The sequence below is a fragment of the Variovorax paradoxus genome (assembly GCF_030815975.1).
Classification (GTDB): domain Bacteria; phylum Pseudomonadota; class Gammaproteobacteria; order Burkholderiales; family Burkholderiaceae_C; genus Variovorax; species Variovorax paradoxus_N.
The window spans coordinates 3,549,986-3,569,376 of record NZ_JAUSXL010000002.1 but is presented as its reverse complement, the minus strand read 5'-3'; the positions used below and the strand labels follow the sequence as shown (position 1 = coordinate 3,569,376).

Annotated in this window: 20 protein-coding genes; 7 read left to right on the top strand and 13 right to left on the bottom strand. The window is 61.3% G+C overall.

The annotated features are described in order from the left end of the window. Window positions 1-163: 163 nt before the first annotated feature. A complete protein-coding gene (locus QFZ47_RS20520) occupies window positions 164-1,075 on the bottom strand; it encodes a LysR family transcriptional regulator (RefSeq protein WP_307657375.1) in 912 nt (303 codons plus the stop codon). Between the two features lie 92 nt (window positions 1,076-1,167). Next, complete coding sequence (mdeB, locus tag QFZ47_RS20515) at window positions 1,168-3,831, bottom strand: alpha-ketoglutarate dehydrogenase (protein WP_307657374.1); 2,664 nt, start codon at window positions 3,829-3,831, stop codon at window positions 1,168-1,170. Window positions 3,832-3,936: 105 nt separating this feature from the next. Here mdeB and QFZ47_RS20510 point away from each other — a divergent pair, with 105 nt between their 5' ends. Further along, window positions 3,937-4,407 carry an Lrp/AsnC family transcriptional regulator gene (locus tag QFZ47_RS20510; protein ID WP_307657373.1) on the top strand — a complete coding sequence of 157 codons (471 nt, stop codon included), beginning with the start codon at window positions 3,937-3,939 and terminating at the stop codon, window positions 4,405-4,407. On the opposite strand, the gene QFZ47_RS20505 is transcribed toward QFZ47_RS20510, so the two are convergent. The 8 genes from QFZ47_RS20505 to acuR form a co-directional block, all read right to left on the bottom strand. Continuing rightward, on the bottom strand, window positions 4,399-4,710 hold the full coding sequence (locus tag QFZ47_RS20505; protein WP_307657372.1) for a hypothetical protein: 312 nt from the start codon (window positions 4,708-4,710) through the stop codon (window positions 4,399-4,401). The genes QFZ47_RS20510 and QFZ47_RS20505 overlap by 9 nt on opposite strands. Window positions 4,711-4,713: 3 nt before the next feature. Beyond that, the gene (locus QFZ47_RS20500) at window positions 4,714-5,958 is read right to left on the bottom strand and encodes a CaiB/BaiF CoA transferase family protein (RefSeq protein WP_307657371.1); all 1,245 of its coding nucleotides are present in this window, start codon (window positions 5,956-5,958) and stop codon (window positions 4,714-4,716) included. After that, entirely contained in the window at window positions 5,918-7,108 is a 1,191-nt protein-coding gene (locus QFZ47_RS20495) for an acyl-CoA dehydrogenase family protein (RefSeq protein WP_307657370.1), read from the bottom strand. Before QFZ47_RS20495 ends, QFZ47_RS20500 begins: the two co-directional genes overlap by 41 nt. Further along, window positions 7,105-7,713 (bottom strand): 2-hydroxychromene-2-carboxylate isomerase, encoded by a 609-nt coding sequence (locus QFZ47_RS20490; RefSeq protein ID WP_307657369.1) that lies wholly within the window; start codon window positions 7,711-7,713, stop codon window positions 7,105-7,107. The genes QFZ47_RS20495 and QFZ47_RS20490 overlap by 4 nt, the downstream gene beginning before the upstream one ends. Window positions 7,714-7,821: 108 nt before the next feature. Further along, the gene (locus tag QFZ47_RS20485) at window positions 7,822-8,844 is read right to left on the bottom strand and encodes a Bug family tripartite tricarboxylate transporter substrate binding protein (RefSeq protein WP_307657368.1); all 1,023 of its coding nucleotides are present in this window, start codon (window positions 8,842-8,844) and stop codon (window positions 7,822-7,824) included. Continuing rightward, on the bottom strand, window positions 8,835-10,475 hold the full coding sequence (locus tag QFZ47_RS20480) for a thiamine pyrophosphate-dependent enzyme (protein ID WP_307657367.1): 1,641 nt from the start codon (window positions 10,473-10,475) through the stop codon (window positions 8,835-8,837). Before QFZ47_RS20480 ends, QFZ47_RS20485 begins: the two co-directional genes overlap by 10 nt. A 37-nt stretch (window positions 10,476-10,512) precedes the next feature. Then, entirely contained in the window at window positions 10,513-11,496 is a 984-nt protein-coding gene (gene acuI / locus QFZ47_RS20475) for an acrylyl-CoA reductase (NADPH) (RefSeq protein WP_307657366.1), read from the bottom strand. 20 nt (window positions 11,497-11,516) lie between these two features. Beyond that, window positions 11,517-12,182, bottom strand: coding sequence for an acrylate utilization transcriptional regulator AcuR (gene acuR / locus QFZ47_RS20470; RefSeq protein ID WP_307657365.1), 666 nt, complete (start codon window positions 12,180-12,182; stop codon window positions 11,517-11,519). Window positions 12,183-12,457: 275 nt separating this feature from the next. Here acuR and QFZ47_RS20465 point away from each other — a divergent pair, with 275 nt between their 5' ends. From QFZ47_RS20465 to QFZ47_RS20450, 4 genes are read left to right on the top strand one after another with little or no spacing between them, the layout of a single operon-like run. Next, window positions 12,458-13,441, top strand: a complete 984-nt coding sequence (locus QFZ47_RS20465; protein ID WP_307657364.1) for a Bug family tripartite tricarboxylate transporter substrate binding protein — start codon at window positions 12,458-12,460, stop codon at window positions 13,439-13,441. 28 nt (window positions 13,442-13,469) lie between these two features. Next, window positions 13,470-14,669 (top strand): acyl-CoA dehydrogenase family protein, encoded by a 1,200-nt coding sequence (locus QFZ47_RS20460; protein ID WP_307657363.1) that lies wholly within the window; start codon window positions 13,470-13,472, stop codon window positions 14,667-14,669. Next, the gene (locus QFZ47_RS20455) at window positions 14,666-15,328 is read left to right on the top strand and encodes a CoA transferase subunit A (protein ID WP_307657362.1); all 663 of its coding nucleotides are present in this window, start codon (window positions 14,666-14,668) and stop codon (window positions 15,326-15,328) included. Before QFZ47_RS20460 ends, QFZ47_RS20455 begins: the two co-directional genes overlap by 4 nt. Continuing rightward, window positions 15,325-16,017 (top strand): 3-oxoacid CoA-transferase subunit B, encoded by a 693-nt coding sequence (locus QFZ47_RS20450; RefSeq protein WP_307657361.1) that lies wholly within the window; start codon window positions 15,325-15,327, stop codon window positions 16,015-16,017. Before QFZ47_RS20455 ends, QFZ47_RS20450 begins: the two co-directional genes overlap by 4 nt. A 67-nt stretch (window positions 16,018-16,084) precedes the next feature. Here QFZ47_RS20450 and QFZ47_RS20445 read toward each other — a convergent pair whose 3' ends face one another. The 3 genes from QFZ47_RS20445 to QFZ47_RS20440 form a co-directional block, all read right to left on the bottom strand. Next, window positions 16,085-16,633 (bottom strand): helix-turn-helix domain-containing protein, encoded by a 549-nt coding sequence (locus QFZ47_RS20445; RefSeq protein WP_307657360.1) that lies wholly within the window; start codon window positions 16,631-16,633, stop codon window positions 16,085-16,087. 126 nt (window positions 16,634-16,759) lie between these two features. Beyond that, window positions 16,760-16,987, bottom strand: a complete 228-nt coding sequence (locus QFZ47_RS28910; RefSeq protein ID WP_370880598.1) for a 2Fe-2S iron-sulfur cluster-binding protein — start codon at window positions 16,985-16,987, stop codon at window positions 16,760-16,762. Between the two features lie 98 nt (window positions 16,988-17,085). Beyond that, on the bottom strand, window positions 17,086-17,613 hold the full coding sequence (locus tag QFZ47_RS20440; protein ID WP_307657359.1) for an XRE family transcriptional regulator: 528 nt from the start codon (window positions 17,611-17,613) through the stop codon (window positions 17,086-17,088). Window positions 17,614-17,720: 107 nt separating this feature from the next. Here QFZ47_RS20440 and QFZ47_RS20435 point away from each other — a divergent pair, with 107 nt between their 5' ends. After that, window positions 17,721-18,710, top strand: a complete 990-nt coding sequence (locus tag QFZ47_RS20435) for a Bug family tripartite tricarboxylate transporter substrate binding protein (RefSeq protein WP_307657358.1) — start codon at window positions 17,721-17,723, stop codon at window positions 18,708-18,710. Window positions 18,711-18,740: 30 nt separating this feature from the next. Continuing rightward, window positions 18,741-19,391, top strand: coding sequence for a glutathione S-transferase family protein (locus QFZ47_RS20430; protein ID WP_307657357.1), 651 nt, complete (start codon window positions 18,741-18,743; stop codon window positions 19,389-19,391).

The window sequence follows — 19,391 nt, the reverse complement described above, 5'->3', positions numbered from 1 at the left end:
AGGTCCATGACGTGGATGCCATATCAGCTATAAGCCGCAGTCATCCAGCAAGCCATTCCCACGACGTCGGAATGCGCAACGAAGCGGGGAATGGCGCCACCCCGTAAGAACACGGGGTCAAGAAAGCGATGCTGCAGTGCTAACGCACCAGCGGCAGCCGCACTCAGCGAGTCAAACGAAGCACATCATGGGCGGACAAGCCTGCAGCGCCCGCAACTTCAATGGCTGTCAACAGAAGCTTCTGCATCACGGCCAGTTCCTGGCGGTCCGCGCGCACAATCGCAACGACCCTGCGCGACATCCTCGGGCTGCCGATGAGTACTTTGCGCAGTTGGTACTGCCCCAGAATTCGGTCCGGGATGCGCTGCGGAAGTATGCAGCTGCCGACACCAGATGCCACCATCTCCAGCATGGCATCCACCGTTTCGGCCTCCGCCACGAAATGTGGATTCAGCCCGCTGCTGTGCACCATCTTCCGCAACGCGTAGTGCGAAGGAAAACCGACTAGCTTCGGCATGCTCCGTATCAGATCCACGCCATCTTTTACATGGCAGCCCGGGCCGACTACAAGACACATCTCGTCATCGAAAAGCGGTGTCGATACGATCTTCTCGGACGCGACCGCTGCATCGTAGACGAAGCCAAGGTCGGCTTTTCCGCTCTCGACAAGCTCCACCACTTCGGGTGAACTCCGCCCCATCACCGACAGGTTGATGCCAGGGTATCGACCAGTGAACTTCTTCGCCAATTCGCCGACGAAGTAGTAGCTCAGCGTGTGCACACTGGCCACCTTTAACGCACCGTGCACTTCATTGCGATCTTGCAGCATGCCGATCGAGGCATCAATGGTTGCAAACGACGGGCGCACTTCCTCCAGAAGCCGCTTCCCGTAGTCTGTGAGATCCATTCCCCGGCCCGTTCTCACGAACAGAGAGCAACCGAGATGCGCCTCCAGCGACGCCAGCTGGCGACTGAGCGCCGGTTGAGTGCAATTGAGGTCATCGGCCGCGCGAGACAACGACTTGACTTCAGCAATCTTGATGAAGTAGCGCAGCTGTTTGTCGAATGTCTCCATAATGCCTGTCTCCTACTGCGTCCATGAGGACAATGGCTCTATCGGCTGCACGTTGACCCGCATCATAGGTGTGGGGGTTCGCCAGGGGAGCGCTACTGCAGCGCCATCCTTGCCGCCTTGGCGATGCTCGCCGCATCCACCCCGAAAAACTTCCGCAGCGCGGCGCGCGTGTCGCTGCGCCCGAACCCGTCGGTGCCCAGCGTGAGGTAGCGGCGGCCTTCGGGCAGGAAGGCGCGCACGCTCTCGGGCACGGCGCGCACGTAGTCGGTGGCGGCGATGATCGGTCCCGTGCCGGCGCCGAGCTGCTGCGCGATGAACGGCACGCCGGCTTCTTTCTTCTCGCCCGCGATCGCGCGCTGCTCGCAGGCCTGCCCGTCGCGCGCGAGTTCGCTCCAGCTCGTGACGCTGAACACCTCGGCCTCGATGCCTTCGCCGGCCAGCAACTGCGCGGCCTTGACGACCTCGGTGAGGATCGCGCCCGAACCCATGAGCGTGACCTTCTTCTTTTTCGCTTTGCCTGAAGCCGGCGCGTACACGCCAAAGCGATAGCAGCCGCGCAGGATGTCCGCCTCCGCGCCTTGCGGCACATCGGGCTGCGCGTAGTTCTCGTTCATGAGCGTGACGTAATAGAACACGTCCTTCTGCTCGACCATCATTTCTCGGATGCCCGCATCGACGATCACCGCCATCTCGCCCGCAAAGGCGGGGTCGTAGGCCTTGCAGTTGGGAATGGTGGCGGCCACGAGGTGGCTGCTGCCGTCCTGGTGCTGCAGGCCTTCGCCGCCGAGCGTGGTGCGGCCCGAGGTGGCGCCCAGCAAAAAGCCGCGCGCGCGCTGGTCGGCGGCGGCCCAGATCGCATCGCCCACGCGCTGGAAGCCGAACATCGAGTAGTAGATGTAGAAGGGCAGCATCGCCAGGCCGTGCACGCTGTAGCTGGTGGCGGCTGCCGTCCAGCTCGCGATGGCGCCGGCTTCGCTGATGCCCTCTTCGAGGATCTGGCCGTCGGTGGCTTCGCGATAGCTCAGCACCGAGCCGATGTCTTCGGGCGCATAGCGCTGACCCACGCTCGAATAGATGCCGACCTGCTTGAACAGGTTGGCCATGCCGAAGGTGCGCGCCTCGTCGGCCACGATGGGCACGATGCGCGGGCCCAGGGCCTTGTCCTTCAGCAGGTTGCCGAGCATGCGCACGAAGGCCATGGTGGTGCTCATTTCCTTGCCGGCGGCCGCTGTCGCGAACTGCGCGTAGCTCGCGATGTCGGGCTTGGGCACCACCTCGCAGGCGGTCTCGCGGCGGGGCATGGCACCGCCGAGTGCTTCGCGGTGCTGGCGCAGGTAGCGCATCTCGGCGCTGTCTTCGGGCGGGCGGTAGAAGTCCATCGCAATGGCCTGCGCGTCGGTGAGCGGCAGGCTGAAGCGGTCGCGGAATTCGAGCAGATCGACATCGCCCATCTTCTTGTGCGAGTGCGTGGTCATCTTGCCCTGCGCGGCGCTGCCCATGCCGTAGCCCTTCTTGGTGTGAGCCAGGATCACGGTGGGCTGGCCCTTGTGCGCAGCAGCGGCTGCGTAGGCTGCGTGAATTTTCACGAGGTCATGGCCGCCGCGCTTCAGGCGGTCGATCTGCTCGTCGGTCATGCCTTCGGCCAGGCGCGCGAGTTCGGGGTTCTGGCCAAAAAAGTTGTCGCGATTGAAGCGGCCGTCCTTGGCCGCGAAGGTCTGCATCTGGCCGTCGACGGTGTTGGCGAACACGCGCGCCAGCGCACCGCTCGCGTCCTGCGCGAACAGGCCGTCCCAGTCGCTGCCCCAGACCAGCTTGACGACGTTCCAACCCGCACCGGCAAAGAGCTTCTCGAGCTCGTCGATGATGCGGCCGTTGCCGCGCACCGGGCCGTCCAGGCGCTGCAGGTTGCAGTTGACGACCCACACGAGGTTGTCGAGCTTCTCGCGCGCGGCCAGCGTCAGGGCGCTCATCGATTCAGGCTCGTCCATTTCGCCGTCGCCGAACACACCCCACACTTTTCGGCCTTCGCAGTCGAGCAGGTTGCGGTGCGTGAGATAGCGCATGAAGCGCGCGTGATAGATCGAGCTGATGGGGCCGATGCCCATCGAGCCGGTCGGAAACTGCCAGAAGTCCGGCATCAGGTAGGGATGCGGATAGCTGCTGAGTCCGCGCGCGCCGGTGCCCTGCGTGAAGGCGGGCGCAGTCAGCTCCTGGCGATAGTGCTTCAGGTCTTCTTCGCTGAGGCGGCCCTCGAGGTAGGCACGCGCATAAACGCCGGGCGCGCTGTGCGGCTGGAAGAACACCAGGTCGCCTCGATGGGTGTCACTGCGCGAATGGAAGAAGTGATTGAAGCCGGTTTCGAACAGATCGGCCGCGCTCGCATAGCTCGCGATGTGGCCGCCGAGTTCGCCATACGCCTGGTTGGCCTTGGCCACCATCGCGAGCGCGTTCCACCGCATCAGCGAGGCGAGCTTTTCTTCGATGGCCAGGTCGCCCGGGAACGGTGGCTGGTCTTCCACCGCAATAGTGTTGACGTAGGGCGTCGCAAGCTCGGGCTGCCAGCCGATGCGCTGCTGCCGCGCGAGGCGGGCGAGCTCCATAAGCATCTGCCGCGCGCGCTGCGGGCCATGGGCCTGCGCGAGCGCGAGGAAGGCCTCGCGCCATTCGGCGGTTTCGGCAGGGTCGGGGTCGCGGTCATGGTTCAGCGCGGCATCGTTCAGGGCGCGCATTTGCTCGGCTGGAAGGGAAGCATTCATGAACGCACTTTACGCCGCACAAGCCAAAATATGCTGCTTTCGTGAACTCTCACAAGCACCTCTTACAGCATAAACTGCGGCCATCTGAAGCACCGGCAGCATTCCATGAATCTCGACGACATCGACCTTCGCATCCTGGCAGAACTGCAGCACGACGGCTCGCTGTCCAATGTGGAACTCTCCCGTCGTGTGCATCTATCGCCGTCACCGTGCCTAGTACGTGTGAAGGCCCTCGAGGCCGCTGGCGTGATCGACCGCTATGTGGCCCTGGTCAATGCCCACGCGGCGGGCTTGGAGCTGAACGTGTTCATTTCGATCAGCCTGAAGGCTCAATCAAAGGACGCTCTTGGCGAGTTCGAACGACGTATTGCCGAGCACGACGAGGTGATGGAGTGCTATCTCATGACCGGCGACAGCGACTACCTGATCCGGGTCGCCGTGGCCGACATCGCGGCGCTCGAGAAGTTCATCCTCGAGCAACTCACATCCATCCCCGGCATCGAGAAGATTCGCTCCAGTTTTGCCCTCAAGCAAGTGCGCTACAAAACGGCCCTGCCTCTGCCGACATCAGCGTGAAACGTCCACACCCTCCCCGTAGGACGATTCTTCGAAAGAGGGCTTCACTGCGAAGTGCTTTGAGCAGGCTGATTGGCCTCGCCTAAGGTCCGTATGTCGATCCAGGGCCCGCCTTACGAGGTCTGCCATTGCCAACGCGCTTTCGGAACCCTCGGCCGCAAGCCCGGTGATCGTGCCCAACCTGCCTTGTAGGTCTTCATCCTGGCTTGCTTTCAACTTGCCGATCAAGCGGTCGATTGGAATTTCGATGCCAACCACCGCTCGGAGCAGCTTGTCGATGAAGCCCGATGGCGAATCCGTCATCTTTCAAGGCGCCTTTCTCGGAGACTTATTGATCGCCGTAAGCCGTTCAGTGGCCTGATCGATCAATGACTCACCGACACCGAATTGCCGGCATACGGCAATCGAATCTTGTCCGATCCCCGGCGATCGGCATCGATTCGGTCGCGGCGCACCTATGCCCGGCAAGCTTACGAGCGGCAGCTGGCCAAGGGCGCCGGCATTCATCCAGCGATAGGCTCCCATCGCAAGAACCTGCTCGTTGTTCAGCCATTCACCATAGGACTGCACTCGCTCGACAAGCACTCCCACGTCCTGAAGCGCCTTGAGAAGCGCCGCGGTTGTCCAAGGCTGCGTCAACTGCGCAAGCACTTGCATGAGCATGGTCTCGTTTCGAACCCGGTCCTCGCCGAACTTGAAGCGCACGTCGCTTGTTAGATCCGCACGCCCAAGCACCTGGCAGAGCAGAGCATAGTGTTCTTCCTTCCGGCAGGAGACAGAAACACCTCCGTCGCAGGTTGGAAGGTATCCGACAGGCCCATAGAAGGACTTTGGTTCGCCTCCGCTGGCATGAAACTCCGCGATCTTCGCACCTTGAAACGCAGCGGCAGCCTGCATGAGGCTGAGGTCCAGATATCCGCCTTCGCCGGTTTGTTGCCGCGACGCAAGCGCAGCCGTCAAAGAGGAGAACACATAGAGACCCGTCACAACGTCGGCGGCGACCATGCCTTGACGCTGGGGCACGCCTTCGGCCGTGCGGTTCATCACCATCATTCCCGAGAAACCCTGGATCAAGGAATCCACTGTCCCGCGCTGGCTGTATGGGCCCGTCTGTCCGAACCCGGAAACCGAAACATAGATCACGTCGGGCCGGATTGCCTTCACAGCTTCATAGGAGAAGCCCAGGCGCGATATCACCCCGGGCCTGAAGCTCTCGATAAAGATGTCGCACTGGCTCGCGATCTTCGTCAGGATTTCCTGGCCAGCCGCAGCTTTCAAGTTCAGCGCAATTGACTTCTTTCCAAGGTTGTAGTGCCACGAATGCGCGCAGTGGTCCTCGCATTGAGGGCCCAGCAGTCGCCCCCAGTCGCCCACGGGGGGTTCCACCTTGACGACCTCCGCTCCATACTGAGCCAGCAACATTGTCGCGTGCGGTCCCGCGATTCCCTGGCTGAGATCACAGACGCGAATCCCCTCGAATGACTGACTCAAGTCCATCGCAGGTTCCTTTTCACGGATATCGCCGAACCAGATGGCTGCCGATCCGTTCATTCAGGATTTCGGTCGTTCCATCCGCATAGCTCGCCATCTTGATCTCTGCCAGTTGCCGGTGCAGTCCATGCTCGCGCGACAGCGCATTTGCCCCCATGCTTTGCATGCAGCGCTCGATGCCCGAGACCACCCTGGAGGTCGCAAACTTCTTTGCGTGCGCGGCTGGGAGCTCAGCGCTCTCGCCAGCGTTGATCAGTCGTGCTGCGCGCAGAACGAGCGCATTCGCCGCCTCCAGTTCGTTCGCCACTTCGGCGAGTTGCCAGCGCAATCCTTGATGCTCGAGGAGAGGTTCGCCAAACACGGCCCTGCGCTGCCCATAGCTCACCGCCACTTCCAATGCACGCTCAAGACAGGCCGTCGCCATGGCGGCAACATGCACCCTCGCCCCGTTGATAGCCGACATCGAACGCTTGAATCCCTCCCCCGGTCGCTCCAGAAGATGGTCCTCCGGAACAAAGGTGTCACTGAACCTCAGAGCGCCGACACCACTCGCTGAGCCCGCGTCCAACGGGTGGGCGCCCAGTCTCTCCGCTCCTCGCCCCTGCAAGGGCACCAGGAATCGTCCGATGCCCTTCGTCCCGGCTGCGGTCTGCGCGCCAACCACGGCAAGATCGGAAATCGTCGCATTGGTGATCCAGGCCTTTTCGCCGTTGAGGATCCAGCCGCCCGAGACCTTCTTTGCGGTAGTTTTCATCGCGGCCAGGTCACTGCCGCCGCCGCGCTCGGTAAGTGCAATACAGGCGACCAGCTTCCCGGAGAGCAGATCACCCAGATATCGTTCTCTCAACTCCGCCGAAGCCTGGGTCGCGATCATGTGGACCATGCTGTGCGAATTGTTCAGGCTGAACGCTGCGGCAAAAGCCGAACGTGCCAACACTTGCACGACCCGAATCTTTGCCAAGTAGGAGGCCCCTTGGCCACCGAGCTCGCGTGGGGTCTGCAATCCTTGAAGGCCGAGCGCTGCCCAGGATTGAACGAGCTCTCTGGGAAGTGCGTTGCCAGTCCGATGGGCATGCTCGGCGAAAGGAATCAACTCCGAATCACAGAAGGCCTGCGCCTTTCGGACGAGACCTGCTTCCTCCGGTGCAAGAAGGGCGTCCCATTCGTCATAGATACTCGATGGGTGGTTGGCCTCCGATATGGCGCTCATGATCCAAGAGCCCTGGAGATGGTCTTGTCCAGCATGTCGAGTCGATCCTGGCCCCAGAAGGCTTCGCCGCGGAAAAAGTAGAAAGGGGCTCCGAAAACGCCACGCTCTATGGCTTCATTCGTGTACTTCATGTAGGTCAATTCAGTGCGAGGATCTTGAGCCGCTTTCAGAATCTTCGTCCCCTCGAGCCCCATCTCCTCGCCAATCGACACCAGCGTGGCCGGATCCTCAGCGTCGCGGTCTTCGACCCAGATCGCCCGCATGATGGCTTGGCTCAGGTCCGCGACGTCATGCCCCAGCTCTTGCGCTGCTATCACGAACCATGACGGCAGATGCCCCGTGACGCAAAAATACTTTGGCTCAAGGTTGATGGGCATGCCGAGAATTTCGCGAAATCGCTTCATCTCCAGAAGGCGGTAGTTCTTTCGTTCCGCCGAGCGGTATGGAAGCTTTATGCCGCCCGTACGTGCATAGACAGTCGCAAGATCCACCGGACGGTGGTTGACCTTCAGGCCATGGCGCTCACCCATGGCCTTCAGGCGTGGGCCTCCGAAGTACGCCCAGTCCGAATGAATCCAATAGAAGGCGTCGATCGAATCGGTCATCTATCATTTCTCCTAATCGATAGTTCGTTGCTTTCAACCTGAGTCGGGCAAAGGCTCCTGCTGATCGTCGGGCTGCTTGTCGACGGCCGCCGAGCCGATCGCATCTCCTTACTCATCAGGCTTCAAGACACCCTTCTGAACCAGATGCTCGGCGTCGCGATAGTCTGCCCGCGCTCGATCCGTGAAGCCCTTCTGGTCGGTCGCCAGGACAACGAAGGTCGATGCTTCGAGTTGTTTCCTGACGGCGTCGCTCATCATCACCTTCTGCACTGCGGTCTGAAGACGGCCGAATACCTCGCTGGACAAACCTTTGGGTGCCACGATGCCGACCCAAGCGGTCGATTCGAAACCGGGGATGGCGCTGCTCATCGCCGGGACCCCGGGCAGCGCGGCCAGTGGCTTCACCGCTCCAACCGCCACCGCATTGACCTTCTTCGATTGAATCAGCGGCAGGGCCGCCGTGACCGACACCAGAGCTATGTCAATTTGCCCACCCACCAGCGCCTGCAGGGCTGGGGCCACTCCCGAGAAGGGAACGTAAGTCACCTTGGTGCTCATTGCCTGGTGAAGCAGCTCAGGCTTGAGGACGCTGGCCGCCCCGGGTCCGGTAATGGCTTGGTTGAGTGCTCCAGGCCTTTCTTTCAACGCCGTGATCAGCTTGGGCAGCGTGTCCAGGCCAGACTGCGTGGACGTCGTCAGCACGAGAGGGGAATAGCCCAACAGCGAGATGTAGTCGAACGATTTGAAAGCGTCCCACTTGAAGTTCTTGTAGAAGAGATTGGTCGTCGCGTGCGTTTCGTAGACGAGCGACAACGTGTATCCGTCGGCCTTGGCGCGAGACAACTCGTTGGCGGCTATGTTGCCGCCGGCTCCCGCCTTGTTCTCGATGACGATCGGCTGGCCGAGTTCCTGGCCCAATGGAATGCCGACGACACGCGCCACGAAATCGACAGGCCCACCCGGCGGATAGGGAACGACCAGCCGGATGGGGGCGCTCGGAAAATCACTTGCCTGCACCTCGCTCAAAGCGAAAAGCATGAAAAGGCCAATGACCGCACTCGACGACTTCATTGACATCTTCTTCTCCTGGAGGCTTGCTTTGCAAAACGCCGGATGGGTGTTCAATTCCATTTGAGGGAGCGTTCAACCGAGATGTCTGGATCGCTGCAGACTTCAATCAACACCGGTCCCTTGACGCTCATGGCTTGCTCGACGATGCCTACGGCATCCTTGGAGTGCTCGATCCTGAATCCGCGGGCTCCAAATGCCTCGGCAAGCTTCGCGAAGCCGGGATTCGCCAGATCGGTGCCGCTGACGCGATTGGGGAAGTGCCGCTGTTGGTGCGTGCGGATCGTTCCGTATGACCCGTTGTTGGACACCACCACGCGAAGGTTCAGCTTCCTGTCGACCGCAGTAATGAGTTCGTTGCCGTTCATGAGGAATCCTCCATCGCCAACGAAGGCGAGAACTTCCCGGCCTGGATAGCGCAAGCCAGCTGCCACTCCCGCTGGGACGCCCGTTCCCATGGCTCCGCAAGCCGAGCCGAGCAGCCGATTCGCCGGCGTCATCTTGAAGATGCGGTGAACCCAGGCTGCAAAGTTTCCTGAATCGGTCGTCAAGACCGCATCGCTTCGGGCCAGCCGTGCAAGCGCCATGATCGTGTGGCCCATGACGTCATTCGCCACCACGTTCTCCGGCTGCCACCCGTGCGCACGATCGGCAGCCTCGCGCACGCGTTGCAGCCACTGGCTGGACGGCGATGCCGAGCCACCATGGCGCAGTGCGGCGCGCACGAAACCATGTGCCGTCGAGACGATCGGCACTTCCGTCGGGAAGTGGCGCCCGATCATGGCCGGATCGGGATACACGTGAACGAGCGTCTGCGGATTCGCACCTTGCCGCGGAAAAGCGAATCCTAGAGACGACACATCGCCCATGCGGCTGCCGATCGCCACGAGCAGGTCCGCTTCACTGAAAAGCGCCGTGTGGGCGGGCGAGGTGAAGAAGCTCAGTTGGCCAATCCAGCGCGGGTCGGTATTGGCGAACTGGTCCTGGTTCTTGTTGGTGAGCGCGATGGGAATGCCCCACCGATCGACAAGTTCCCGGAGATCATCGCGGAAATCATCGGTCCGGCACTCCCCGCCCACGACCAAGATCGGCCGGCTGGCCTTGGAAAGCAGGTCGTGCACACGCGCCACGTCTTCCAGGGTCGCTTCCGCGATCGCCACGCCGTGGACGCGTGCGGGCTGCCTGTTGACCAGCTCAGTCAACGTGTCTTCGGGCAGCTCGACGGCGACCGGACCCGGAGTGCCCGAGGCGGCCGCAGCAAAGGCTCGGGCCATCACTTCAGCGGTGCCCGCCGCCTTGTCGATGCGCCCCGACCACTTCAGCAAGCCGGAGAAAGCTTTTGAAGAGTCGATTTCCTGAACCGCACCCCGACCCAGGTTCGGCGTTTCGACCTGGCCGATCAGGAGGATCAGCGGAACCGCTTCTTCTGCTGCAACGTGGACTCCGATCGCGGCATTGAAGGCCCCGGGGCCCCTGCTCGCCATGACGATGCCGGCCCGCCCGGTCAACTTGGCGTCCGCGATTGCCGCCAAGGCCGCAGAACCTTCGTGGCGGCATGTCACCAGATCGAAGTCCTCTCTCGCATGAAGCGCGTCGAGGAGCGCCAGGAAACTTTCACCGGGGACGCTGAATGCTCGGTCCGCCCCATGCGCGACCATGCTGTCAACGATCGCATCGGCAACTCGATATGTCATGTCTGTCCTTTTGCGAGTCCCATGGGGAAGCCCTGCTCTACGCGTTCACGTTGACAACGAGGCGGCCCCGGATCTCACCCCGCATGAGCTTCGCGGCAGCTTCGACCGACTGCGCCAGTGGGATCTCGCCCGCAATGTCGTCCAGGATCGGGCCATGCAGGTCCCGCGCCAGCCGCTCCCAGGCCGCGACGCGATCTGCCTTTGGACGCATCACACTATCGATACCCATCAGGCTCACACCGCGAAGAATGAAAGGTGCAACCGAGGCAGGCAGGTCAAGGCCTTGTGCCATGCCACAGGCAGCGACCACCCCGTTGTAGCGAAGTTGCGCGCAAACGTTGGCCAGCGTGTGGCTGCCGACAGAGTCCACGGCGGCGATCCAGCGCTCCTTCTGCAGCGGCTTGCCCGGTTCGCTCAACTCCCTGCGATCGATCACGTCGCTGGCGCCGAGCCGCCGAAGATAGTCGGCCTCATCGAGCCGCCCCGTGGACGCGGTGACCTTGTACCCGAGCTTGGCCAGCAGAGCGATTGCAACGCTTCCCACGCCGCCGTTGGCACCCGTCACGAGCACCGGCCCATCCGTCGCCTTGAGCCCGTGCCACTCCAAGGCCATCACGCACAGCATCGCGGTATACCCGGCGGTACCGATTGCCATGGCGTCCCTGGCGCTGAAACGCTTAGGAAGCGAAATCAACCAGTCGCCCTTCACGCGCGCTCGCTGTGCGAGCCCGCCCCAGTGCGTCTCGCCGACTCCCCAGCCGTTGAGCACCACGGGGTCGCCAGCCTTGAATTCGGGGTGGTCGCTCTGCTCCACCACCCCTGCGAAGTCGATGCCCGGAACCATCGGAAAGCTCCGGACAACCGGTCCCTTTCCTGTGATGGCCAGCCCGTCCTTGTAGTTCAGGGTGCTGTATTCGATGCGGACCGTGACGTCGCCAGCAGGCAGGCGGCTCTCATCGATCTCACCGAGCGAGGCTCGGTAGCCTTCGGCGTCCTTTTCCACAACGATGCCTTTGAACATGTTCTTTCTCCAACAAGAGATTAGTGATCCGCTGCATTGCGGGGGGCAGCCTGAGCGCATACACCCAGGCTGGACAGGAAAGCCTCGATGAAAGTCACCAGGGGCCGGTCCGACTGCACCAGCCTGGCTCTAAGCACGGCTCCCTCCCAGGCGATCCAGAAGAACTCGGCGAGCTGTTCGACATTCAGCGTTGCCGAGATGGTTCCTGCGACCTGAGCCTCCTTGAGGCAGCGCGCCACCCGCTCCTGCCAGCCGACAAGAATGGCATCGAGGCGTTCACGGAAATCCGCAGGGAGAGCACCCAGTTCCTGGCTCAGGTTGCCGACCAAGCATCCCCGTGTGAAGCGGTGCTTGCGCATGCCTCTGGATGCATCGGCGATGAAGTCGGCAAGTCGATCAAGTGGTTCGCGTTCCTGGTTCAACAGCCATCGATCGAGCTTGCGTTTGAAGTAGTCGTCATAGGCGTCCATCACGGCCGCTCCGAACGCGTCCTTGTTCGCGAAGTAGTGATAGAACGAGCCTTTGGGCACGGTCGCCCGCTTCAGCACGGCATCCAGGCCCGTCGAACTGAAGCCCTGCTCGGTGAGCAGCTCCATCCCGCATCGGATCAGTACATCGCGTGTTGCCGCATACGCCGGCGACGGCCTTCGGCCGCGCGTCACGGCCACCTTGGGTTTTTCATTCATTCGGCAATTCTAGACCGATCGTCTAGAAAGTAGCTACCGGTTTCTCCATGCGGGGCGCACACCTACAAGAATCGCACCAGATCAGCCCACACGCGCCCTCTCCCTGTGCAATTTGCGCTTCATCATGGAGGAATGAACATGGAAATCATCGATCTCGCCAGTTTCATGGCGGGCCCAACTCTTGCTCGACAACCCTAGTATGAGTCCTAGTTGACACAATGTGTCCTTGACCTCAATACTTCCGTCACCTCCTCACCTTTGCAGAAGGAAGCCCAATGAAGCTCAACTCCATCAGAAAATGGCTTGTCGCCACCGGCCTCGCCTGCCTGGCTATCGCACCCGCGCTGGCGGACGAACCGTATCCGTCGAAGCCGATCAAGCTTGTTGCGGGCTTCCCCCCCGGGGGGCCCACGGACATCATTGCCCGCGTCATCGCACAGGCCCTCGGTAAGGAACTCAATAGCACGGTCATCATTGACAACCGCGCCGGCGCCGGCGGCGTCATCGGCGCCGACGCCGTAGCCAAGTCGAAGCCGGACGGTTACACCCTGCTTGTTGCTGTCGAGTCCTCGCAAACGCGAGGGCAAGCCCTGAATCCGGGCCTGCCTTATGACCAAGTCAAGGACTTCACCTATATCAGGAATGTCGCCAAGCAGCGCAATCTGGTCGTTGTGAATCCCGACGTGCCGGTCAACAGCATCAAGGAACTCATCGCCTTTGCCAAGGCGAACCCCGGAAAACTGAACTTCGGAGGCACGTTCGGCGCTACGTCGCATATCGGCGGCACGCTCTTCGACGCGCGCAACGGCACGCAACTGACCTTTGTGAACTACAAGGGCGGCGCGCAACCCATCACCGACCTCATGGCGGGCGTGGTGCAGGTCGGCTTCTTCACCGAGGCGACAGTCGCCCAGCACATCCGCGCCGGAAAGATCAAGGCCCTTGCGGTCGCCGCGCCGGAGCGCTCGCCCGCATTCCCGGATCTTCCGACCATCCAGGAAGCCGGCAGCAAGCCAGTCGACCTTTCCCCTTGGTTCGGCATTGCAGCTCCTGCCGGCATGCCGAGCGCAATCGTCCAGAAGATTGCGGCCGCGCTCGACAAGGTGGTAACGAGTCCCGACTTCCTCACGCAGCTGGAATCACTCGGTGCCGTTCCGGTGAAGGAGTCGACACCCGATCTGTACACCAAGCAAGTGGCCAAGGAGATCGTGTTCTGGAACGACTGGGCGAAATCGTTGAAGACACCCCTGGCTCGCTGAGCAACCAACCAGAGAGCATCCGATTCCGATGAGCTTCTACGACCTCTACGACCAGAGGCTGTCCGCTGAAGAGCGTGCGCTCGTGGGAGCCGCAGGCGACTTCTGTCGCGGCGAATTCAATGCTCACCTGCTGGAATCCCACACGCAGGGTCGCGCCTACGATGTTTCATGGATCCACCGGTGGGCAAAGGAAGGCTTCCTGGGACTTCAGGTTCCAAGGGACTTTGGCGGCCACGATGCGTCTTTTCTTTGCAAAGTCCGCATCGCGCAGACGATGGCGGAACATGGATTTGCAGCTGCTTTTGCGATCAACAACTTGCAAGGCTCCGTGACACGCGTTGCGCGATCTGGCTCCGAGAAGCAACGCGCCGAGTTTCTCGATGGCATGCTGAGCGGACGGACGCTGTGTGCCGCGGCCATGTCGGAACCTGACGGCGGGAGCGACCTGGGGACATTGAAGACAAAGGCACAGCGGGTGGACGGCGGATGGTTGATCAGCGGCACGAAGTCGTGGGTCACCAACGGTTTGATCATCCAGTCTGCGAACCTGCTGGCGAGAGTTGATCCTGTCGGCGCGGAAGCCGGCGATATTGCCTCTTTTCTGGTGCCGCTCACCGACGGACCGACGCTTCGCAGGGAAGAGCTCGTCATGCCGGGCGCCCGATCCTTCCGGCTGTCGTGCCTGATCTTCCAGGATCACTTCGTTCCTGACTGGTGCCTCTTCATCCAGCCCGGGCAAGCGCTCAAATCTTCCATGGCATCGGTCAATGCAGCGCGCGTTCACGTCGCGGCCATGTGCGTGGCTTCTGCCAGGGCTGCCTTGTCGGAAGCGGTTGGCTATGCCGGGACAAGGCAGGCCTTCGGCAAACCACTGCTCGGGCACCAGGGCTTCGGATGGGAACTTGCAGAGGTATCCCTGCGTCTGGAAGCGGCCAATGCGCTCGTCCTGCGCGCAGCAATCGCCGTGCAAGCCGGAACTGCGGCGCTGACCCTGGCTGCACAAGCCAAAAAGTTCGCAGTCGACGTTGCTGTCTGGGCACTTGACCAGTGCCAGCGTGCAATGGGCGCCGCCGGGGCGAGCGCCGATCACCGCCTCGCCATGCTGTCGAGCGAAACGCGGCTGGCGGCATTCGGCGACGGGACCAACCAGATGTTGCTTGACCGAATAGCCAAGGGCTTGGCAAAGGAATACGGGTGTTCGCCCGTGCAGAAGGAATTTCATCCATGAGGAATGTGATCGTCAAGGATGCGCACACCGCCGTCGGTGGTTTGCGCGACGGAGACACGGTGATGGTCGGGGGGTTCGGCGGCGCGGGTGTTCCGCGCGGAATGATCAAGGCCGTCCTGGACTTGGGAGTGCGCGAACTGACCGTCATCTCCAACAATGCAGGCTCCGGCGGCCAGGACCTCTCACTGTGGTTCGGCGCGCGCATCGTCAGGAAGATCATCTGTTCCTATCCGCGAAGTGCGGACGTGTTCGCCGAACAATACCGGGCCGGCGAGGTCGAACTCGAGCTGGTTCCGCAGGGCACACTGGTCGAGCGCATAAGGGCCGGCGGCGCAGGCCTTGGGGGATTTCTGACGCCGACGGGCGTGGGTACCGTGTTCGAAAAGGGCAAGCAAAAGGTCGTGGTCGACGGCCGCGAGTTCCTGCTGGAGACACCGTTGCGCGCTCAATTTTCGCTGCTGAAGGGCCGCCAGGCCGATGCCCTCGGCAACCTGAACTACAACAAGACGGCGCGCAATCACTCGGTCGTGATGGCTACCGCCGGTGAGGTGGTCGCAGTAGAGGTCGACGAACTCCTGGAACCCGGCGAGCTCGACCCCGAAGGCATCGTTACCCCCTGCATCTTTGTTGACCGCGTATTTCTCTCGAGGCAAGCATGAACTCGTTATCCAGACTGGAACTCGCACGCCTGGTTGCCAACCAGCTTCCCAAGGAAGGGTTCGTCAACCTCGGCATCGGAGCGCCGACAAGCGTCGCAGACTATCTTCCTTCCGATACCTCGGTCATGCTTCACAGCGAGAACGGTATTCTCAACGTCGGGCCCAAGCCGGCCGAGGGACAAGAAGACCTGGACCTGATCAATGCCGGGAAGATGCCCGTTACCCTCGCCTGTGGCGGGTCCTTCTTCGACTCGAGCCTGTCGTTCTCGATGATGCGCGGTGGGCACCTTGACATCGCAATCCTGGGTGCATTCCAAGTTTCCCAGCACGGAGACCTGGCCAACTGGACCACTGGCGATCTGCACGGTGCGCCTCCGGCGATCGGCGGAGCCATCGATCTTGCCGTAGGGGCGAAGCAGATATGGGTGATGATGGAGCACACCACCCGCGAAGCTCAGCCGCGCCTAGTCGAGCGTTGCACCTTGCCGCTGACGGCGGTGGGGGTTGTGGCCAAGGTATTCACAAACCTCGCGATCATTGACGTCACCTGCGACGGATTCGTCGTGCAGGCGCTTTTCGAGGGCGCATCGCTTGAATCCGTGCAGCAGCTCACCGGGGCAGCCCTGAAAACGGCGCCAACCCTGAAGCGATTCTCCTCTGACGGGGTGCTGACACCGCCGCCTGGCTGAGGCTGCGAGTCAAAGAAAAAGCCGCGACAAGGTCCAGCAGCCGCGCCGAACCGCGCCTATTCCATACCTATGTGGTCGCGGCAATCACGACAAGCGCAGAGGCCGCCTCGTCAGTGAGCGCGGTCAGCTTGTGCGGAATCGTGGAATCGAACTGCACGCAATCGCCGGGCTCCAGGCGCTCCTTGCGTGCTCCGATCTGCATTTCGATATGGCCGGTCAGAACGAAGAGAATTTCTTCCCCTTCATGATGACTCATGATCCGACCGCGCTTCTGGGTTTTTCCGGGCCGCACGATGAATGCCCGCATCACGCGGTCGTTGCGAAGGCCCGCGACCAGCGAGAGATGCGTCGTGGGATCTCCCGCAATGGATCCATTGCCCCGGACGATCGAAACGACGTCTTGCTCCGGCTGTTGCCCGAAGAGCCGGTCCACCGTCACACCCAGCGCCTTGGCGATATTAAGTGCGGACTCGATCGACGGCGTAGAAACGCCACGCTCGATCTTCGATAAATAGCTGCGCGTCAGCCCCGAATCCCGAGCCAGATTTTCTAGTGTCAGTCCGCTTTGGACGCGCAGGTATTTGAGATGTAGTGCCAAGGCCTTGAACGGGTCCACGGCAGGCTGATCTGCTGGCCGAAACCCACCGGAAATTGCTGTGGGGCCCGATTCTGGCACGACTATGTCGACCATCGTCCCGACCAGGTCCGGCACAGCACGCTTGCTGATCTCCAAAGCCCGGACCTACAAATCGAGCACGAGGCGCGATCCTGCACACTCCGCAACGCACACGATCCCCTCGTGCGCACGTTCCTGAGGACTCAGGGCGCGGTCGCGATGGATCGGCGGCCCCTCGATCCAGCGTGTACGGCATGCACCGCAAATGCCTCCTGCGCATGAGACCGAAATGTCGGCGATAGGAAAGCCCTTCCGATCACCGAGCTGCGGTTGGTGGGCGACTGCCGCAAGCATGTAAGACGCTCCTTGATAACGGCTTCCAGCCGGTCTGATAAGGGAACGTCATTATAGGACACTTTGTGTCCTATAAAACTCTCAAGCATCCAGCAGGATCATTCCTCTTGAGCTACTACGAGGAGCACCAGAGCCGGCCGCTCTCCGATAGACGTGATCTTATGGGGGATGCCCGCGTTGAAGTGCACGCTATCACCCGCATGCAGCGTCTCAACACGACGTGCCAAGCGAAAACTGATGCTGCCCTTGAGGACATACAGAAGCTCTTCGCCCCGATGATGGCTCATCGGGTGGTCGCGTACGGACTGATCGCCAGGCGTCACGACGAACCCAATCATTTTGTGGTTCGGCAGCGCGCCGGTAATGACACGGGGCGGCTGTGGGGATGCATCGCGACGGTTTGGCGCGCGCCGAATTGCAACCGAATCATCATCCAGAGCCTCTGAAAACAACTCTTCCGCCGTCACGCCCAACACTCTCGCGAGCTTCAACCCGGCACCAATGGATGGCGTCGAGAGGCCTCGCTCCAGCTTGGATACGTAGCTCTTTGTGAGATCAGTAGCGCGCGCCAGTTCTTCGAGCGTCAGCCCAGCCTGTAAACGTAACAACTTAAGTTTCAGCGACATCGCTTCCCGTCGAGGACACAAGTGTCCTATAATAAACATGTTTCTTCGAGGAGAGCGCGAACCGCCCCTCGGAGCCGACCTGACTCGCTCAATAGAAGGGGTATGGTATGTCGCTGCGCCCGCGGATCCGCGAACTAAGTGTCCTTGGCTTTTGCTTGGTTGCCGCACTGCTTTCATGGCCTGAGCCTGTGGCAGCCCAGTCCTACCCGGCCAAGCCAATCAGGCTGATCATTCCCTTTGGCGCAGGCGGCATTACAGACGTCTCGGGACGTCTTGTCGCACAGTATTTGGGCGAGGAACTCAAGCAGCAGGTCATCGTCGACAACAAGCCTGGCGCAGGTGGTTCGATCGCTGCGCAGTCGCTGGCGCAGGCGCAGCCGGACGGCTACACCCTCATGCTTGGCACCGTGGGGACTCAGGTGGTAAACAAGATGTTGTACCGAAGACTGAACTACGATCCGGCTGCGCTGACTCCGGTGTCGCTAGTGAGTAACTCTCCATATGTAATGGCGGCAGCCGGCATCGATGGCGTTGACAACCTGCAGACGTTGGTGAAGTACGCAAAGTCTCATCCGGGAGCACTCAATTTCGGATCGGCGGGGAACGGCAGTTCTCCCCATCTGGGCATAGAACTCTTCAAGCTGACCACAAAGACGAACATTGTTCACGTGGCGTTCAAGAGCGGCGCCGAGGCTGTGAACGCAGCGATTGGCGGCCAAGTGCAATTGGTCATCGACGCAATACCGGTGATCCAGCCTCAGGCGAAGGCCGGGCGCCTGAAGATGCTCGCGATCGCTGCCAGCACTCGAAATGCGGCGGCGCCCGACGTCGCAACCAGCGCGGAGCAGGGCTTGGCGGAATTTCAGATTGGCTCGTGGAATGCGCTCGTGGGACCTCCCGGTTTGTCCAAGGACCACGTGAAGGTCCTTGGCGAAGCGCTCGCCCGCGCGCTGAAGCGTCCCAACTTGGCAAAGCGATTGGCGGACATGGGGATAGAGACCATGCCATCCGGCGTGGCTGCGTACGACGCGCACGTACGTAGCGAGACAGGCAAATGGGCCAAGGTCATTCAAGCCGCAGGTACGCAGCTTGATTGAAATGCCAATAGCCAACCGAGTCCAGACACGATGATCCTCTACGACACACTGCGCTCGGGAAACGCATGGAAAGTGAGACTGCTGGCAAGCCTCTTGGACATTCCACTTGAACGCCGCACGCTCTCCATAGATCGCGGCGACCTGAAGCAACCGGCCTTTCAAGCGATTGCGCCACTTGGACAAGTACCGGTCTTGGAACTGCCCGATGGCAGCCATCTCGCCGAATCGATGTCCATTCTCTTTTACCTCGCGCAGGGTACGACGTGGTGGCCAGCCGACTGCCAGACACAAGCCAGGGTACTGAGTTGGATGTCCTTCGAACAGGAGCATCACATGAAGCCGCTCGCGCAGCTACGGTTGCACCTGGCGCTGCATCGAGATCGCGATCCGATGTCAGAGGAGTTCACGCGCCATGCCGAGCAAGCAAAACGCGCCCTGGAACTGATGGAGCGCCAACTTGATCGCCAAAGCGCGCATGGCTGGATCGCAACGTCAAACGCGCCAAGCATTGCGGACGTGGCACTCTATCCTTATACCTGCATGGCACCAATGGGTGGCATCGCATTGGAATCGTCCCCATCTGTCCGCGCCTGGCTGCGGAGAATCGAAGCCCTGCCAGGATATCAGGCGCTGTTTCCGGCCGAGCCTGAGAGAAACCACTCCACTCAAGAAAGGCCTTAA

Bases quoted from the DNA above. Each gene is read 5' to 3' on its own strand.
- acuR (WP_307657365.1), bottom strand. From the start codon at position 12,182: ATGAATGAAAAACCCAAGGTGGCCGTGACGCGCGGCCGAAGGCCGTCG.
- QFZ47_RS20465 (WP_307657364.1), top strand. From the start codon at position 12,458: ATGAAGCTCAACTCCATCAGAAAATGGCTTGTCGCCACCGGCCTCGCC.
- QFZ47_RS20495 (WP_307657370.1), bottom strand. From the start codon at position 7,108: ATGAGCGCCATATCGGAGGCCAACCACCCATCGAGTATCTATGACGAA.
- QFZ47_RS20510 (WP_307657373.1), top strand. From the start codon at position 3,937: ATGAATCTCGACGACATCGACCTTCGCATCCTGGCAGAACTGCAGCAC.
- QFZ47_RS20455 (WP_307657362.1), top strand. From the start codon at position 14,666: ATGAGGAATGTGATCGTCAAGGATGCGCACACCGCCGTCGGTGGTTTG.
- QFZ47_RS20430 (WP_307657357.1), top strand. From the start codon at position 18,741: ATGATCCTCTACGACACACTGCGCTCGGGAAACGCATGGAAAGTGAGA.
- QFZ47_RS20485 (WP_307657368.1), bottom strand. From the start codon at position 8,844: ATGGAATTGAACACCCATCCGGCGTTTTGCAAAGCAAGCCTCCAGGAG.
- QFZ47_RS20450 (WP_307657361.1), top strand. From the start codon at position 15,325: ATGAACTCGTTATCCAGACTGGAACTCGCACGCCTGGTTGCCAACCAG.
- mdeB (WP_307657374.1), bottom strand. From the start codon at position 3,831: ATGAATGCTTCCCTTCCAGCCGAGCAAATGCGCGCCCTGAACGATGCC.
- QFZ47_RS20460 (WP_307657363.1), top strand. From the start codon at position 13,470: ATGAGCTTCTACGACCTCTACGACCAGAGGCTGTCCGCTGAAGAGCGT.
- QFZ47_RS28910 (WP_370880598.1), bottom strand. From the start codon at position 16,987: ATGCTTGCGGCAGTCGCCCACCAACCGCAGCTCGGTGATCGGAAGGGC.
- QFZ47_RS20520 (WP_307657375.1), bottom strand. From the start codon at position 1,075: ATGGAGACATTCGACAAACAGCTGCGCTACTTCATCAAGATTGCTGAA.
- QFZ47_RS20505 (WP_307657372.1), bottom strand. From the start codon at position 4,710: ATGACGGATTCGCCATCGGGCTTCATCGACAAGCTGCTCCGAGCGGTG.
- acuI (WP_307657366.1), bottom strand. From the start codon at position 11,496: ATGTTCAAAGGCATCGTTGTGGAAAAGGACGCCGAAGGCTACCGAGCC.
- QFZ47_RS20480 (WP_307657367.1), bottom strand. From the start codon at position 10,475: ATGACATATCGAGTTGCCGATGCGATCGTTGACAGCATGGTCGCGCAT.
- QFZ47_RS20440 (WP_307657359.1), bottom strand. From the start codon at position 17,613: ATGTCGCTGAAACTTAAGTTGTTACGTTTACAGGCTGGGCTGACGCTC.
- QFZ47_RS20435 (WP_307657358.1), top strand. From the start codon at position 17,721: ATGTCGCTGCGCCCGCGGATCCGCGAACTAAGTGTCCTTGGCTTTTGC.
- QFZ47_RS20490 (WP_307657369.1), bottom strand. From the start codon at position 7,713: ATGACCGATTCGATCGACGCCTTCTATTGGATTCATTCGGACTGGGCG.
- QFZ47_RS20500 (WP_307657371.1), bottom strand. From the start codon at position 5,958: ATGAACGGATCGGCAGCCATCTGGTTCGGCGATATCCGTGAAAAGGAA.